Source organism: Embleya sp. NPDC020630, from assembly GCF_044334985.1.
GTDB lineage: Bacteria > Actinomycetota > Actinomycetes > Streptomycetales > Streptomycetaceae > Embleya.
In genome coordinates this window covers 262,775-276,692 of the sequence record NZ_JBIRUB010000004.1, presented here as the reverse complement: position 1 = coordinate 276,692, position 13,918 = coordinate 262,775, and the positions used below count along the sequence as shown (strand labels likewise).

Genomic DNA, 13,918 nt, shown 5'->3' with positions numbered 1-13,918 from the left:
GTCGCCGGCTCGGTCGATGGATCAGGAGTCGACCGATGATCGGCCGCCACCGGCCGGACCACAGGAGAACCGTGTGACCTCACCAAATGCTTCCGACCGACGCGGACCGCTGGTGTACGTGGGCTCGTACACCCCCGACATGGACGGGCACGGCACCGGCATCACCGTGTGCCGGCAGGACCCGGAGAGCGGACTGCTCGGTACGCCGTCCGCGGCCATTCCCGCGATCTCGCCGTCGTATCTGACCCGGCACCCCTCGGGCCGCTTCCTGTACGCGGTCAGCGAGCGGGCCGGCGAGGGCGCGGTCGGCGCGTACTCGGTGCAGGACGAACGGCTCGTGCCGCTGGGCGAGGTCTCCACGCTCGGCGCCGGACCGTGTCATCTGGCGGCCGACCCCACGGGGCGGTTCGTGGTGGTGGCCAACTACGGCGGCGGCAGTGTGACCGTGCACCCGATCGCCGACGACGGCACGCTCGGCGAAGCCGCCACACACGTACGGCTGACCGGATCCGGGCCGGTGGCGGACCGGCAGGCGTCCTCGCACGCGCACCAGGTGACGTTCGCCGCCGGCGGCGGGTGGCTGGTGGTGTGCGACCTGGGCTCGGACACCGTGTACCACCTGAACTTCGACGCCGAGGCGGGGACGATCGCCGAGGGGCCGAAGGTGACCCTGCCGCCGGGGACCGGGCCGCGGCACATCGCGTACGGGCCGAAGGACCTGGCCTGGTTGGCGGGGGAGTTGAACACGACGGTCACCCCGCTGCGCGGCGATCCGCGGACGGGGGCGCTGACGGTGGCGGGCAAGCCGTTCGTGTTGTCCGGCGGCGAGGGCGCGCCGTCGGGGATCGTGGCCTCGGCGGACGGGCGCTTCGTGTACGCGGCCAACCGGGGGCCGGACACGGTCTCGGTGCTCGCCGTCGACGGCACGGAGTTGTCCCTGGTCGAGGAGATCCCGACGGGCGGGGCCTGGCCGCGTGATCTGACCCTGGTCGGCGACGTGTTGTACGTGGCGAACCAGCGCGGCGACACGATCACCGCATTCCGCTGCGACCCGGGCACGGGCCGGCTCACCGCCCTCGGCGTCGCGCTCGCGACCGGAAGCCCGACCAGCGTGCTGGCCTAGGTCCGCCGGACAGGGCCCGGCCGCTCCCGAGCCCGCCTGGCCGCCGGACGGGTCGCCTCGATCCGTCCGGCGTCGGGCCGGATGTGCCCCGGTTCCGTGCAGCGCCCACGCGCCAAGCGCCGAGCGACTTGACCACGTCGACCAGTGGGGCCAGTTCGGTGTGCTCCTCGGCCTTGGCGAGGGCTTCGCGCAGGGCTCGGTCGTGGGTGGGGCGGGCGGCGGAGAGCAGTGTGCAGCCCGCGGTGGTGACCTCGGTGTAGATGCCCCGACGGTCGGTGTCGCACAGATAGCGCGAGAGCAGTCCGCGCTCCTCCAGCCGGGTGACCAGGCGCGTGGTCGCGCTCTGGTTCAATACCACCGCGTCCGAGAGTTCGTTCATCCGCAGGTGGAAGCCGTCCTGCCGGTCGAGCACGTCCACTCCTCGGTGCCCCCTGGCGCCGACCCTGGCCTCCGCCGTCAACATCGGCGCGTTCAACCTCGGCAACGCGATCGCGGCGCGGCAGGGCGGCCTGGTGATCGACGCCGGCCACGGCTACGCGTCGGCGAACTGGGTCGGCGCCGGGCCGGCGCTCGGCGCACTGGCCCTGGCGGTACTGGCCCGGGCACTGGAACGGCGTGCGCCCACCCGTTCGCGCACGGTCGCCGGACACCTCCCCGGTGTGGCCGAGGCCGCCGGCGGGCAGAGCGGGCAGGGTGGCTCCGGCGTGCCGGAGCCGGCGACCCCTCGGCCCGTCCGGCTTCGCGGCTGACCGCGAGCCCTTCCTTCCCCTATCGATCCCCCATCCCCACCCCCCATCACGAAGGACCGTCCCCATCATGAGTTCCACCCCCGTACCCGACGTCACCCTCAACAACGGCGTCACCATCCCGCAGCTCGGCTTCGGGGTCTTCCAGGTCGGCGACGACGAGGCCACCGCCGCGGTGACGAACGCCATCGAGGTGGGTTACCGCAGCATCGACACCGCCGCGATCTACGGCAACGAGGCGGGTGTGGGCCGGGCCCTGGCCGCCTCCTCCGTCCCGCGCGAGGAACTGTTCGTCACCACCAAGTTGTGGAACACCGAGCAGGGATACGACTCGACGCTCGCCGCGTTCGAGGAGAGCGCGCGGCTGCTCGGCCTGGACTACGTGGACATGTACCTGATCCACTGGCCGGCGGCGAGCCGGGACCGCTACCTGGACACCTGGCGCGCGTTCGAGAAGCTGCTCGCGGATGGCAGGGTGCGCACGATCGGGGTGTCCAACTTCCAACCCGAGCACCTGACTCGACTGCTCGAACACACCGCCGTGATGCCCTCGGTCAACCAGGTCGAACTGCACCCCTACCTCCAGCAGGGCCGGGTCCGCGCGTACGACCGGGCGCACGCGATCGCGACCGAGGCGTGGAGCCCGCTGGGCAAGGGCGGCGCGCTGCTGGCGGACCCGGTGATCACCGAGGCGGCCCGCGCGCACGGCAAATCGCCCGCCCAGGTGGTGCTGCGCTGGCACCTGCACCTGGGGAACATCGTCATCCCCAAGTCGGTCACGCCCGCGCGGATCCGGGAGAACTTCGAGGTGTTCGACTTCGACCTGGACGCGGCCGAACTGGACGCGATCGGCCGGCTCGACCGGGGCGAGCGGCTCGGCCCGGACCCGGACGAGGTCGACTGAGGCCGACCGCGCCGACGCTCAGCGGCGTTGCGGCTCGACCAGCGCCGGATGCGCGGGATGGTCGTAGCGCACGGTCAGGTCCGCCTCGGTCGTGGGCACGATCTCCTCGGCGTAGCGGGTCAGCGCCTCGATCGTCCAGGCGTCCTCGGCGGGGGTGCGCCGGCGCAGCGCCCCCGGGGACAACCACAGATGCACCGTCAACTCCAGCGGCAGGCCCTTGCCGAGCAGCAGCGGCCCGTCCAGGAGCAGTACCCCGCCCTCGGGCAGCACGGTGTAGTCGGCGCGGGTGGCCCGGTCCCGGGCCGCGTCCCACAGGCTCGGCAGCACCCGCCCGGTGCCGCCGGGCGCCAGCGGTTCCAACACCTCGCGGCGCAGCCCGGCGTCGTCCAGCCAGCCCCACAGGTACGACTCGGCGTCGGTGTGCCCGTACTCCAGGCGCACCGACGCCGGCCGCAGGAAGTCGCGGGCCCGCACCCGCAACACCGGATGCCCGCGCAGGCGCAGCGGCGCCACCAACGCGTCGGCGAGCGCGCCCGGTTCGGCGGCGTCCGCGCCGTCCAGGGCCACCCGGGTCCACGGCCGGCCGGCGGCGCGCCGGGCGATCGCCTCGACCAGTTCGTCCACCAGGGCGGTCGGGGTGATCGGTCGTACGCTCACCATCGGCGCGCCGGGCGGGGTGCGTTCGGTGCGGTCATGGGGCCATTGTCGACCGCGCCGATCGAGCGGGTGCGCCCGACCCGGGTCGCGGCGTGCCGGTCCGCGCGGTTCGTGCCGGGGGCGGTCTTCCGGGTGGTGGCCGTGGGAAGGCGGGCGGGCCTCAGAAGGTGGGCATGGGCGGCATCTGCGGGGCCTGGACCACCGGTGCGGGTACCTCCACGAAGCCGCCGGAGATGCCCTGGTGCACACCCAGCACGGCCGGACGCAGGTCGTGCAGCACGTCGTCCTCGCCGATCATGCCGCCCGGGCCGCCCGGGCCGATTCGGCTGGTCTCGCTCGTGACGGTGTCCGCGTTGCCGTCGGCGAGCGCGGGGGCGGCCGGGGTCAGGGCGAGCAGGATGCCGACCGTCGCGGCGGTGAGCAGCGGTGTGATGCGCATGGGGGCTCCGTTCACTGGATGGTTCGCTGGTGCCGCACGGCGTGTGCGCGGCACCAGCGAACGCAATCGGCTGCGCCGAGTGGGGGAATCTCACCCGTTCGAGGGCGTGTCGCCTTGCCCGGCGCGACCGGTCAGTGCTCCGGCGTGATCAACTCCGCCGCGAGCGTGCCCGCAGCCAGCGCGCGGGTGTCGCCGGAGCGGGCGAACACGTCCACCGCGGTGTCCACGAGCTTGATCACGTGCTCGTCGCCGTGCGCGAGGGCACGCTGTCCGGCCTCGACGGGATCGGGCGCGGGAGCGGGCGTACCGGTCGCGTCCTCGCGGCCCGAGTAGACCGCGAAGACCGCACTGCTGGTGGCCCAGGCCGTGGTGTACGAGGGGATCCACTGCTCGCGCGGCAGTGCCGGCAGCACCCGCAACACCGCGCTCGGGGCGGTCACCGCGTGCACGTTCATCACCCCGCTGCCGTGTCCGCGGCGCAGGTAGCGCAGGGTGGCCGCGTGCACGGTGTCGGCGAGCAGCGCCTGCGCCTGCTCGGGGGTCGTGGCCTCCTGCACCGACAGGGTCGGGGTCAGCCACGCGTCCCACCCCGCGAGGAAGTCGAGCCGGCGGCTGATGTGGTCCTTCTCCTCGATCGGCAGGGGCGGGACGGCGTCCAGGGCCTCGAACGGCGTGCGGCCCCCCGCGAGCCGCGGCAGTTCGGGCAGGGCCTGGTTGCTGGACGCGAAGTAGGCCATCGCGTGGGCGAACTCGGCGAGGCGGACCGGGCTCTCGCCGAGGTCCAGCAGGGCGCGGACCGCGTGTCCGACCCGGATCACCCCGTGGGTGGCGCCGCCGGGCAGTCCCGGGAGCAGCCTGGGCCACCACAGCGCGAGCACCTCGCGCCACGGCCGTTCGGCGATCTCGTCGGTGAACAGGGCGATCCAGTCGCCGTCCCGGGCGCGGTCGCCCAGCGCCTCGCGCCACGCGTCGCGGGCGATGCGCTCGGTGGGTCGCGAAACCGGTTCGAGCCGGCGGGTGTAGGAGTCGAGCCAAGCGGGCACGGCTTCCCACTGGCCCGCGTGCACGAGGGCTTCGACGGCCATCGGCCCGTGATTGGACAGCTTGTCGTCGAATTCGGAGCCGGTGCGGTGCAGACGTGCGAATGCTTCGTCCAAGGCGTCGGCGGCTTGTTGTCGCATCGTTCGTTTCCTTCGTGTGCCGAGTGTGGACCGGGGACTTCCGGTTAGGACAGTTAAGTCTTGCCTAACTTGCCGGTATTCCCGGGAGAAGCATAGGGTCGGCTCTGTCACCGCAACCACTGCGCAGGAGGAACTCCCGTGGCCGACAAGGTCTACACGCTCCCCGACCTGACCTACGACTACGCCGCCCTGGAGCCGCACATCAGCGGCGCCATCATGGAGCTGCACCACGACAAGCACCACGCGGCGTACGTGGCCGGTGCCAACACCGCCCTCGAGCAGCTCGCCGACGCCCGCGACAAGGAGGCGTACGGCACCATCTCCAAGCTGGAGAAGGACCTGGCCTTCCACGTCTCGGGCCACGTGCTGCACAGCCTGTTCTGGACCAACCTGGGCCCGACCGGCAACGGCGAGCCCACCGGCGACCTGGCCGAGCAGATCGGCGTCGACTTCGGCGGCTTCGAGCAGTTCCGCGCGCACATGACGCAGACCGCGATGACCGTGCAGGGGTCGGGCTGGTCCGTCGCCGCGTGGGAGCCGCTGTCGCAGCGCATCGTGGTCACCCAGGTCTACGACCACCAGGGCAACATCCCGCAGGGCACCGTGCCGCTGCTGGCGATCGACGCGTGGGAGCACGCGTTCTACCTCCAGTACAAGAACGTCAAGGCGGACTTCTTCAAGGCCGTGTGGAACGTCTTCAACTGGGACGACGTCGCCGCGCGCCTCTCGGCCGCCAAGGGCGCCTGAGGAACGACGTCCGGTCCGGGGCCGCGCGGGGGTTTCCCGTGCGGCCCCGTCCGGTGGGGGTGACACGCACTCGGGGTACTCGGGACGAACGAGGGAGGCGAGCGGGGTGAGCGAGCAGGACGCGTTCGCACTGTTGCCCGAGACCCGGCGGGAGATATTGCGGCGCCTCAAGGGCGCCGGCGAGCTGCGCGCGGAGGAGTTGGCCGAGGCGGTCGGGATGACCGCCAGTGGCATGCGCCAGCAGTTGTCAGGGCTGGTCGCCGAGGGGTATGTGACCCACCGGCAGGCCCGATTGGGGCCGGGCCGGCCGAAGCACGTGTACCGGTTGACCACGGCCGGCGAGAACCTGTTCCCCCGGCGCTACGGCGACCTGGTCGGGGACCTCCTGGAGACCGCGCAGGCCGAGGAACCCGGCTTTGTGGAACGCTTGTTCGACCGGCGCCGGGAGCGGCGCCTGGAGCGCGCCCGGACCCGGACCACCGCGCCCGACCTCGCCGATCGGGTGGCCGCGATCGCCGCCATCCTCGACGAGGACGGCTACCTGGCCGCCGCGCGACCGCTGGCGGACGGCGGCGGTTGGCTGATCGTCGAGCAGAACTGCGCGATCTTCGACGTGGCGATCCGCTGCGGCACCGCGTGCTCGTCGGAACTGGCGTTCCTGCGCGAGGCTTTGCCGGACACCGAGGTGCGGCGGGTGAGCCACATGGTGGCCGGCGCGCCGCACTGCGCGTACGAGATCCGGCCGCGGGGGACCTGGCCCGAGGCGGGGTCGACGCGGGCCGACGCGGGGTCGTCGGGCACGGAGTAGTTCAGGAGCCCGTGGGCCCGACCGGGGAGTCGGCGCGGCTCCATTCCAGGACGCGTTCGCGCAGGGCGGGCTTGCTGATCTTGCCGGTGCCGGTGACCGGCAGCGCGTCGGTGAACACCACCCGGCGCGGGACCTTGAAGCCGGCCAGGTGCGCGCGGCACAGCGTGACCAACTCGTCCGGGTCGACGGTGTGTCCGGCGGCCCGGACCACCACGGCGACCACCCGTTCGCCCCACCGGCTGTCGGGTTCGCCGACCACCGCGACCTCGCGTACGCCGGGGTGTTCGCGCAGGACCGCCTCCACCTCGCGGGCGCTGACGTTCTCGCCGCCGGTGATGATCACGTCCTTCTTGCGGTCCAGGACGTACAGATAACCCTCGGCGTCGAGGCGGCCCAGGTCGCCCGTGCGGAACCAGCCCGCCGCGAACTCGCCGGTGTCCACCTGCCAGTAGCCGTCCGCGACCTGCTCGGAGCGGACCGAGATCTCGCCGACGGCGCCGGCGGGCAGCGGGCGGCCCGCGTCGTCGACGATCCGGATCTCCACCCCCGGGCCGGGGCGCCCGGCGGCGCTGTACAGGTGCGGGCGATCGCGCGCGGCGTTGCGGTGGTCGGCGGCGTTCAGGAACACCGCGTTTCCCGACAACTCGGTCATCCCGTACCCCTGCCCCAGGCCGCAGCCGAGCAGCCCGTCGACCCGGCGGATCAGCTCGGGGGTGATCGGCGAGGCGCCGTAGCTGATCGAGCGGATGCGCTCGCGCAATCCGTCGCCCTCTCGCACGTGGTCGAGGAGCGCGTCGATCATGGTCGGCGCCAGGGACAGGCTGGTCACCTCGAACTCGCGGGCCACGGCCGGCAGTTCGGCCGGGAGATAGCGGCGCAGCACGACCACCGGGCGACGGGCCAGATGGTGTGCCAACACCTGGTAGCCGGCCACGTGCGCGAGCGGAAAGGGGGTCAGTACGACAGTGTCCGGGTCGACGGGGCGGCAGGCCAGCGAGGCGCGCATGGCCGCGGTCAGGCTGCGGTGGGTGAGCCGGACACCCTTGGGCCGGCCGGTGGTGCCGGAGGTGAACAGCAGCCAGGTCAGGGCGGATTCGTCGGCGGCGGGGACGAAGGCGGCGTCGGTCGGCGGGTCGTCGGCGCTCCACTCGGCACCGGTGTGCTCGGCGGTGACGGCCGCGTCCAGTTCCAGGCTCGGGCCGCCCGGCCACGCGAGTGTGCCGAGCAGGTCGGCGTCGCCGAGGAGCAGTTCCGCGCCGGCGCGGGCGAGTTGGTCGGCCCATTCGCGCGGGTGCAGCCGGGGGTTGAGCGGGACCAGGACGCGCCCGGCCCACGGGACGCCGTAGTAGGCGGCGACGTACTCGGCCCGATTGTGCGCGAGGATCCCGACCCGGGCACCGGGCGACGTGCGCTCGGCCACGGTCGTGGCCAGGGCTCGGGAGCGGGCGGCCAGCTCGGCGAACGTCCAGGACGTCGTGGGCGGGTCGGCGACTGCCGCGGCCGCGGTGGTGCGGAACGGGTGTCCGGGGACGATCAGCGCGGTGCGATCGGGTACCTCCCGAGCCGCGGCGACCAGGATCTCGTGCAGCAGCATGGGGCCTCCGACCTTCTCGCCGGGACGCTACCGCAGGTGGGCGGCGGGTTCGGGGGGCGGGCCGGGATTTCGGCTACCGGGACCCGGGGCGGTGGGGGAGGATCGTCGGGGCCGGCCGCGATCGGGCGGTCGTCGTCGATCCGGAGGGCATGCTCGATGAGTACTGTGAACCAGGCCGCCAACGCCGATCGTTACGCGGAATTCCTGGCCCTGCATCGGGCCGGCACGCCACTGGTGTTGCCGAACGCGTGGGACCACGCCTCGGCGGCGGCACTGGTCGAGCGCGGGTTCCCGGCGATCGGGACGACGAGTCTGGGCGTGGCGATCGCGGCGGGCAAGCCCGACGGGGTCGGCGGCACGCGTGCGGAGACGGTGCGCCTGGGGGTCGGGATCGCGCGGCTGCCGGTGCCGGTCAGCGTCGACGTCGAGGGCGGCTTCGCCGAGCGCCCGGAGGACGTCGCGGCGTTGGGCGCCGAGCTGGTGCGGGCCGGGGTGGCGGGGATCAACATCGAGGACGGGCGGGCCGACGGGGCGCTGACCGACGCGGACCACCAGGTCGCGGTGATCGCCGCGATCAAGCAGGCCGCGCCGACGCTGTTCGTCAACGCGCGCACGGATACGTACTGGGCGGGCGGCCCGGGCGCCTCGCTCGACGAGACGGTGCGGCGGATCCGGGCCTACCGGGCGGCGGGAGCCGACGGCGTGTTCGTACCGGGCGTCCAGGACGAGGCCGTGATCGAGAAGCTGGTGGGCGCCACCGACGCGCCGCTGAACATCCTGTACAGCCCCACCGGCCTGTCCCGGGCCCGCCTCGCACAGCTCGGCGTGCGGCGGATCAGCACGGGCTCGCTGCTGTTCCGGGTCGCGGTGCAGAGCGCGGTGGACCTGGCGTGGTCGGTCGCCCACGACGGGGAGGCGACGGCGGGCGACGCGCCGACGTACGCACAGGCCCAGGCGATGTCGGAGGTCTACCGAACGGACTGAGGCCGCGTCGCGTGGCGGCGCGGGTGGCCGTGCGGGCCCATCCTCGGGCGCGGGCCCACGCGGTGGGCGGCATACTGCTGGGCGGGGGAGCCGGGACGGCTTCGCCGGATTCGGCCGGTTCGATCGTGAAAGACATGATTTCGATGACGTTGCACGTTCCGCCGACCATCACCGCGGATTTCCGGGACTTCTGGCAGGAACGACACCTGTGCCTGCTGGTCACCCACCGCCCCGACGGCACGCCGCACCAGGTGCCCGTCGGCGCCACGTACGACGACGTGTCCGGGATCGCCCGGGTCATCTCGCACGGCGCGAGCAAGAAGGTCCGCAACGTGCTCGCGGCGGCTCCGGGCGCCCGCGTCTCGCTCTCCCAGGTCGCCGGGCGGCGCTGGTCCACGCTGGAGGGGATCGCGACGGTCAACCGTGATCCGGAGGCCGTCGCCGAGGCGGTGCGGCGGTACACCGAGCGCTACCGCGAGCCGAGGGTGAATCCGGAGCGGGTGGTGATCGAGATCGCGGTGACTCGGCGGATGGGGACGGTGTAGGGGGCGCGCTCGACCGCCGTGGGGTCGGGGGGTGTACCGGCCGTCGAGGCGTAGCCTGCCGGGAGAGTGTGGGTACACCGATTCGAACGGGGATGGGTCGATGACACAGGTTGCCGTGGTCACCTTCGACGGCTTCAACGAACTGGACAGCTTCGTGGCGGCGGCCATCGTCAACCGCTGTCGGCACGACGGTCTGACGGCGTACATCACCACGCCCACGCCGACGGTCACCTCGATGAACGGCGTGGAGATCACCGGGCAACGCGCGTTCGACTTCATCCCCGAGGCCGACGTGGTGTTGATCGGCAGCGGCATCAGGACCCGCGACGTGGTCGCCGACGACACGGTGCTCGCGAGTCTGCCGCTCGACCCCGGCCGGCAACTCGTCGGCTCCCAGTGCTCCGGCGCCCTGGTCCTGGCCCGACTCGGCCTGCTGGCCGACCTGCCCGCCTGTACCGACGCCACCTCCCGGCCGTGGGTCGAGGCGGCCGGTGTCGAGGTTCTGGACGCCCCGTTCCACGCGTCCGGCCCGATCGCCACCGCCGGCGGCTGCATGGCCTCGCAGTATCTGGCCGCCTGGACGATCTCCCGCACACTGGGCGAGGCGGCGGCCCGGGCGGCGATCGACTACGTGGCCCCGGTCGGCGAGAAGCAGTCCACCGTGGAGCACGTGTTCCGGGTCCTGCGCGCGGGCGAGCGCGTGACGGCGGGCTGACCGAGCCTCGGCGACGCCGCCGCTATGCCGCGATTCCCGCCGCCCGCAGGCGGGCCTCGACCCCCGCCCACGTCGGCTCCACGGGGTCCGGTCGGTGGGTGCCGACGTCGAGGTCCTTGAAGCCGCTGGACGTGGTCACGCAGACCACCGGGCCGTCGATCGGCCCGTGTGCCCGCAGGCCCGCCAGGCCCGCCGCGGCCGAGGTTTCCACCCAGATGCCCCGGCGGCTCAACTCCGCGCGGGCCGCCGCCAGTTGGCCGTCGGTGAGGAGCAGGGCCCGCCGTTCGTCGTGTTCCAGGGCCAGGACGCCCCGGTAGCCGCCGACGGGGCAGTCGATCGCGTACGCGGTGGTCCGGCCGACCGGGACGTGTGCGGCCGGCAGGCCCGCCCGCACCGCCGCGGCCAGGGGTCCGCCGGCGGCCGGCTCACACGAGAAGAGCCGGGGTGCGCGGTCGGTCAGGCCGAGGCGGCGCAGTTCGGCGAAGCCCTTCCACACCCCGAACAGCAGCTCGCCGTAGCCGGTCGGGACGAACACCGCCGCCGGGACGCCGAGTTCGGCGTGGATCTCGTACGCGATGGTCTTGTAGCCCTCGGGGCCGAAGGCGTGGCCGGTGTGCGTGGTGGTGAGGTTGCTCAGCGGATGGAAGCCGAGCCGGTCGACGATCTCGCGCATCAGCCCCCACCGCGCCTCGGCCGGTACGGGCAGCACGGTCGCGCCGTACGCCTCCAGGAACGAGTGCACCGCCGGCGGCGCGTCCGAGGACGCCAACACCACCGCCGGCAGCCCGGCCCGGGCGGCGAAGGCCGCCGCGGACGCGCCGTGGTTGCCGGAGGAGGACACCACGACGCCGGGCGCGCCCACGGCGAGCGCGGCGGAGACCGTACAGCGGTTGATCCGGTCCTTGTGGCTCCAGGTGGGGTTGCGCGACTCGTCCTTGACGTACACCCCGTCGCCGAGCTCGATCAGCGGCGTGTCGCCCTCGCCGAGACCGGACCCGAGCAGCGGTGGCAACAGCGGTGCCCAGCGGGCCAGTCCCGCGCGTGGTCGGCTCGGCGCGAACAGCTCCGGATCGATCCGGTCGTAGGCGTAGTCCACCTCGACCGGATAGGCGACCTCGTCGGTGCTCGTCACCGGACACCCGGACACCAGCGGCGGCCACAGCGGAAACTCGACACTCGGATCGCCCAGCGAACGTTGCACCGTGGCCAGCGATTCCCCCCGGTCGGACGGGCTCGACCGGGGCGAGGAGTCTTCGGAGATCATGACCGTCGAGCCTAACGCCGCAGCTCCGCCTCCGGGCGACTCGCCTGCGGCGCCGGGTGGTTCGTCGAGCGCACCGCGTGCCAGTCGTGGGTGTCGGTCAGGTTGGCATCGGCCTGGCGCGCCGCCTCGGCCGGGTCGCGGTCGCGCAGCGCGCGGAGCAGGTCCTCGTGGCCGGCCGGGGCCGCGCCCTGGTAGCCCGGGTCGGTCCAGGAGTCGGCCACCGAGGCCCGCACCGGGCCGGACAGGTTGCGGTACAGCTCGGCCAGCAGCGGATTGTGCGCGGCGTCGGCGACGCCCAGGTGGAACTCCCAGTCGGCGGCGATCCACGCGTCGAAGTCGCGCGCGTCCCACGCCGCCCGGCGCCGGCGCAGCGCGTCGTCGAGCGCGGCCAGGTCACCCTCCTCGGCGCGGATCGCGGCGAGCCGGGCGGCCTGGAGGTCGAGCGCCTGACGGACCTCCAGGACCTGGCCGATGTCGCTGCCGCCGTAGAGGCGTTCGACCGCGCCGGAGAGTTCGCTGACCGCGCGGACGTACGTGCCGTCGCCCTGGCGCACGTCGAGCAGGCCGGCGTGGGCGAGCGCGCGCACCGCCTCGCGCAGCGTGCCCCGGGCCACCTGGAGCTGGGTCATCAGTTCGGGCTCGGGCGGGATGCGGCCGCCGACCGGCCAGTCGCCGGAGGTGATCCGCTCACGCAGCCGGGCGATCACCTCGGCGGACAACGCCGGCCGGCGCACGGATTCGAGACTGCTCATCGTGCGCGGGCTCCTGACCTGGGACTTCGGCGGCCGGCGGGACGGCCGCCCCTCGGGCGACGACGGGAATCCGACGTCCGGCCCCGATACCGTCGCCGGACCTCAGGATACCTCCGCACACGTCGGATGATCGGACGTCACCTGGACAGGATTCATCAGACGTCTTACCTTTGACCCATGACTTCCGCCGCCCCCGCCCCCACCTCGCTCGCGCCGCCGACCGCCGCCGCCGATCCGGCCGCCCGTCGGCGGGCCGCGTGGCTGGCCGGTGTGGGCATCGTGCTGATCGCGTTCAACCTGCGGCTCGGCATCAGCAGCGCGTCGGCGCTTTTGGAGGCGCTGCGCGACACGCTGGGCTTCGGCTCGGTGACCGCATCGCTGCTGCCCACCCTGCCGACCCTGTGCTTCGCCGCCGCCGGGCTGACCGCCTCGCCGCTGGCCCGCCGGTTCGGCACCGAGCGGGCGGTCCTGGTGGCGCTGGTCGCGCTCGCCGCCGGGCTGGGTCTGCGGATGGTGCCGGCCACCTGGGCGCTGTTGACCGGCACCGTCGTGGGCATGTCGGGGCTGGCCGTGGGCAATGTGCTGCTGCCCGCCCTGCTGCGCGGACACTTCTCGCACCGCGTGTCGGTGCTGACCGGGGTGTACACCACGGTGATGGCGCTGGGCGCGACCTTGGCCGCGGCGGTGGCCGTGCCGGTGGCCGATGGGCTCGACTCGCCCTCGCTGGGCCTGGCCGTGTGGGCGATCCCGGCGGTGGCGGCGTTGCTCGTGTGGTCGCTGGTCCGCGCCCCGCACGCGGCGGCCGGCGGCACCGGCGCCGCGGGGCACGTGTCGCCGTGGGTGATGGCGCGCACCCGCCTGGGCCGCCTGGTCACCGCCTACTTCGCGTTGCAGGCGTTGAACTGCTACGCGCTGGTGGGGTGGTTGCCCACGCTGCTGTCGGACCGGGGGATGAGCCACGGCGGCGCGGGTGCGATGTTGGCGATCACGCAGGGTGCGGGTATCCCGGCCACGTTCGCGCTGCTCGCGTTCGTGCGGGCCACCGGGCGGCTGCGGCCGGCGTTCGTCCTGGTCTCGGTGAGCATGCTGATCGGCTTCACCGGCCTGCTGATCGCGCCGGTCGCGGCGCCGGTGGTGTGGGCGGTGGCGGTCGGGGTGGGCTTCTGCTCGTTCCCGCTGGTGCTCTCGGTGATCGGCGGCAGTGGCGCCGGCGCCGCCGAGACGACCGCGCTGTCCACGCTGGCCCAATCGCTCGGCTACGGGGTCGCCGCGACCGGCCCGTTCGCGCTGGGCCTGATGCACGGCGCCACCGGCGGCTGGACGGTGCCGATGGCGGCCCTCGTGGTCACCGCCGTCGGCCAACTCCTGGTCGGCCTGGTGCTGTCCGGCGGTCGCGGCGCGGGCGCCCCCGAACCCGCCCGGCGGCCCGGCGCCTGACCCACCGGCACCGGACCGCCCA

14 protein-coding genes and 2 pseudogenes are annotated in these 13,918 nt (G+C 73.6%); 9 read left to right on the top strand and 7 right to left on the bottom strand.

What is annotated here, in order from left to right; all coding sequences use genetic code 11:
- The first annotated feature begins 73 nt into the window (after positions 1 to 73).
- Entirely contained in the window at positions 74 to 1,123 is a 1,050-nt protein-coding gene (locus ACH4XV_RS17175; protein ID WP_395790564.1) for a lactonase family protein, read from the top strand.
- A gap of 121 nt (positions 1,124 to 1,244) precedes the next feature.
- On the opposite strand, the pseudogene ACH4XV_RS17170 reads toward ACH4XV_RS17175, so the two are convergent.
- Positions 1,245 to 1,565, bottom strand: a pseudogene (locus tag ACH4XV_RS17170) (MarR family winged helix-turn-helix transcriptional regulator); the annotation flags it as partial.
- Here ACH4XV_RS17170 and ACH4XV_RS17165 point away from each other — a divergent pair.
- Positions 1,558 to 1,872, top strand: a pseudogene (locus ACH4XV_RS17165) (MFS transporter); the annotation flags it as partial. The pseudogenes ACH4XV_RS17170 and ACH4XV_RS17165 overlap by 8 nt on opposite strands.
- Positions 1,873 to 1,939: 67 nt before the next feature.
- A complete protein-coding gene (locus ACH4XV_RS17160; protein ID WP_380001398.1) occupies positions 1,940 to 2,773 on the top strand; it encodes an aldo/keto reductase in 834 nt (277 codons plus the stop codon).
- An 18-nt stretch (positions 2,774 to 2,791) separates the two neighbouring features.
- On the opposite strand, the gene ACH4XV_RS17155 is transcribed toward ACH4XV_RS17160, so the two are convergent.
- The 3 genes from ACH4XV_RS17155 to ACH4XV_RS17145 form a co-directional block, all read right to left on the bottom strand.
- Positions 2,792 to 3,433, bottom strand: a complete 642-nt coding sequence (locus ACH4XV_RS17155; protein ID WP_395790562.1) for a uridine kinase — start codon at positions 3,431 to 3,433, stop codon at positions 2,792 to 2,794.
- A 157-nt stretch (positions 3,434 to 3,590) separates the two neighbouring features.
- Positions 3,591 to 3,869 (bottom strand): hypothetical protein, encoded by a 279-nt coding sequence (locus ACH4XV_RS17150; protein ID WP_395790560.1) that lies wholly within the window; start codon positions 3,867 to 3,869, stop codon positions 3,591 to 3,593.
- Between the two features lie 131 nt (positions 3,870 to 4,000).
- Positions 4,001 to 5,050: a questin oxidase family protein gene (locus ACH4XV_RS17145; RefSeq protein ID WP_395790558.1), complete on the bottom strand. Its 1,050-nt coding sequence runs from the start codon at positions 5,048 to 5,050 to the stop codon at positions 4,001 to 4,003.
- 138 nt (positions 5,051 to 5,188) lie between these two features.
- Between ACH4XV_RS17145 and ACH4XV_RS17140 the strand changes: the two genes are divergently transcribed.
- Positions 5,189 to 5,797 (top strand): superoxide dismutase, encoded by a 609-nt coding sequence (locus ACH4XV_RS17140; protein WP_078974164.1) that lies wholly within the window; start codon positions 5,189 to 5,191, stop codon positions 5,795 to 5,797.
- 106 nt (positions 5,798 to 5,903) lie between these two features.
- Positions 5,904 to 6,605 carry a helix-turn-helix transcriptional regulator gene (locus ACH4XV_RS17135; protein ID WP_395790556.1) on the top strand — a complete coding sequence of 234 codons (702 nt, stop codon included), beginning with the start codon at positions 5,904 to 5,906 and terminating at the stop codon, positions 6,603 to 6,605.
- A 1-nt stretch (position 6,606) separates the two neighbouring features.
- Here ACH4XV_RS17135 and ACH4XV_RS17130 read toward each other — a convergent pair whose 3' ends face one another.
- Positions 6,607 to 8,199, bottom strand: a complete 1,593-nt coding sequence (locus tag ACH4XV_RS17130) for a class I adenylate-forming enzyme family protein (RefSeq protein ID WP_395790554.1) — start codon at positions 8,197 to 8,199, stop codon at positions 6,607 to 6,609.
- Between the two features lie 156 nt (positions 8,200 to 8,355).
- Here ACH4XV_RS17130 and ACH4XV_RS17125 point away from each other — a divergent pair, with 156 nt between their 5' ends.
- The 3 genes from ACH4XV_RS17125 to ACH4XV_RS17115 all read left to right on the top strand — a co-directional run bounded on the left by ACH4XV_RS17125 (position 8,356) and on the right by ACH4XV_RS17115 (position 10,443).
- On the top strand, positions 8,356 to 9,183 hold the full coding sequence (locus ACH4XV_RS17125; protein WP_395790552.1) for an isocitrate lyase/phosphoenolpyruvate mutase family protein: 828 nt from the start codon (positions 8,356 to 8,358) through the stop codon (positions 9,181 to 9,183).
- Positions 9,184 to 9,317: 134 nt separating this feature from the next.
- The gene (locus tag ACH4XV_RS17120; RefSeq protein WP_395790550.1) at positions 9,318 to 9,728 is read left to right on the top strand and encodes a pyridoxamine 5'-phosphate oxidase family protein; all 411 of its coding nucleotides are present in this window, start codon (positions 9,318 to 9,320) and stop codon (positions 9,726 to 9,728) included.
- 100 nt (positions 9,729 to 9,828) lie between these two features.
- Positions 9,829 to 10,443: a DJ-1/PfpI family protein gene (locus tag ACH4XV_RS17115; RefSeq protein WP_395790548.1), complete on the top strand. Its 615-nt coding sequence runs from the start codon at positions 9,829 to 9,831 to the stop codon at positions 10,441 to 10,443.
- Between the two features lie 22 nt (positions 10,444 to 10,465).
- Here the strand turns inward: ACH4XV_RS17115 and ACH4XV_RS17110 are convergent, their stop codons facing one another.
- Positions 10,466 to 11,707: a pyridoxal-phosphate dependent enzyme gene (locus ACH4XV_RS17110; protein WP_395790546.1), complete on the bottom strand. Its 1,242-nt coding sequence runs from the start codon at positions 11,705 to 11,707 to the stop codon at positions 10,466 to 10,468.
- Between the two features lie 11 nt (positions 11,708 to 11,718).
- Positions 11,719 to 12,459, bottom strand: coding sequence for a FadR/GntR family transcriptional regulator (locus ACH4XV_RS17105; RefSeq protein ID WP_395790544.1), 741 nt, complete (start codon positions 12,457 to 12,459; stop codon positions 11,719 to 11,721).
- Between the two features lie 177 nt (positions 12,460 to 12,636).
- Here ACH4XV_RS17105 and ACH4XV_RS17100 point away from each other — a divergent pair, with 177 nt between their 5' ends.
- Complete coding sequence (locus tag ACH4XV_RS17100; RefSeq protein ID WP_395790542.1) at positions 12,637 to 13,896, top strand: MFS transporter; 1,260 nt, start codon at positions 12,637 to 12,639, stop codon at positions 13,894 to 13,896.
- The last annotated feature ends 22 nt before the right edge of the window (positions 13,897 to 13,918 follow it).

What these genes read in the sequence shown, in the direction of transcription:
- ACH4XV_RS17160 (WP_380001398.1), top strand. Translation starts at nt 1,940, where the DNA reads ATGAGTTCCACCCCCGTACCCGACGTCACCCTCAACAACGGCGTCACC.
- ACH4XV_RS17155 (WP_395790562.1), bottom strand. Translation starts at nt 3,433, where the DNA reads ATGGTGAGCGTACGACCGATCACCCCGACCGCCCTGGTGGACGAACTG.
- ACH4XV_RS17150 (WP_395790560.1), bottom strand. Translation starts at nt 3,869, where the DNA reads ATGCGCATCACACCGCTGCTCACCGCCGCGACGGTCGGCATCCTGCTC.
- ACH4XV_RS17145 (WP_395790558.1), bottom strand. Translation starts at nt 5,050, where the DNA reads ATGCGACAACAAGCCGCCGACGCCTTGGACGAAGCATTCGCACGTCTG.
- ACH4XV_RS17130 (WP_395790554.1), bottom strand. Translation starts at nt 8,199, where the DNA reads ATGCTGCTGCACGAGATCCTGGTCGCCGCGGCTCGGGAGGTACCCGAT.
- ACH4XV_RS17125 (WP_395790552.1), top strand. Translation starts at nt 8,356, where the DNA reads ATGAGTACTGTGAACCAGGCCGCCAACGCCGATCGTTACGCGGAATTC.
- ACH4XV_RS17120 (WP_395790550.1), top strand. Translation starts at nt 9,318, where the DNA reads ATGATTTCGATGACGTTGCACGTTCCGCCGACCATCACCGCGGATTTC.
- ACH4XV_RS17115 (WP_395790548.1), top strand. Translation starts at nt 9,829, where the DNA reads ATGACACAGGTTGCCGTGGTCACCTTCGACGGCTTCAACGAACTGGAC.
- ACH4XV_RS17110 (WP_395790546.1), bottom strand. Translation starts at nt 11,707, where the DNA reads ATGATCTCCGAAGACTCCTCGCCCCGGTCGAGCCCGTCCGACCGGGGG.
- ACH4XV_RS17105 (WP_395790544.1), bottom strand. Translation starts at nt 12,459, where the DNA reads ATGAGCAGTCTCGAATCCGTGCGCCGGCCGGCGTTGTCCGCCGAGGTG.
- ACH4XV_RS17100 (WP_395790542.1), top strand. Translation starts at nt 12,637, where the DNA reads ATGACTTCCGCCGCCCCCGCCCCCACCTCGCTCGCGCCGCCGACCGCC.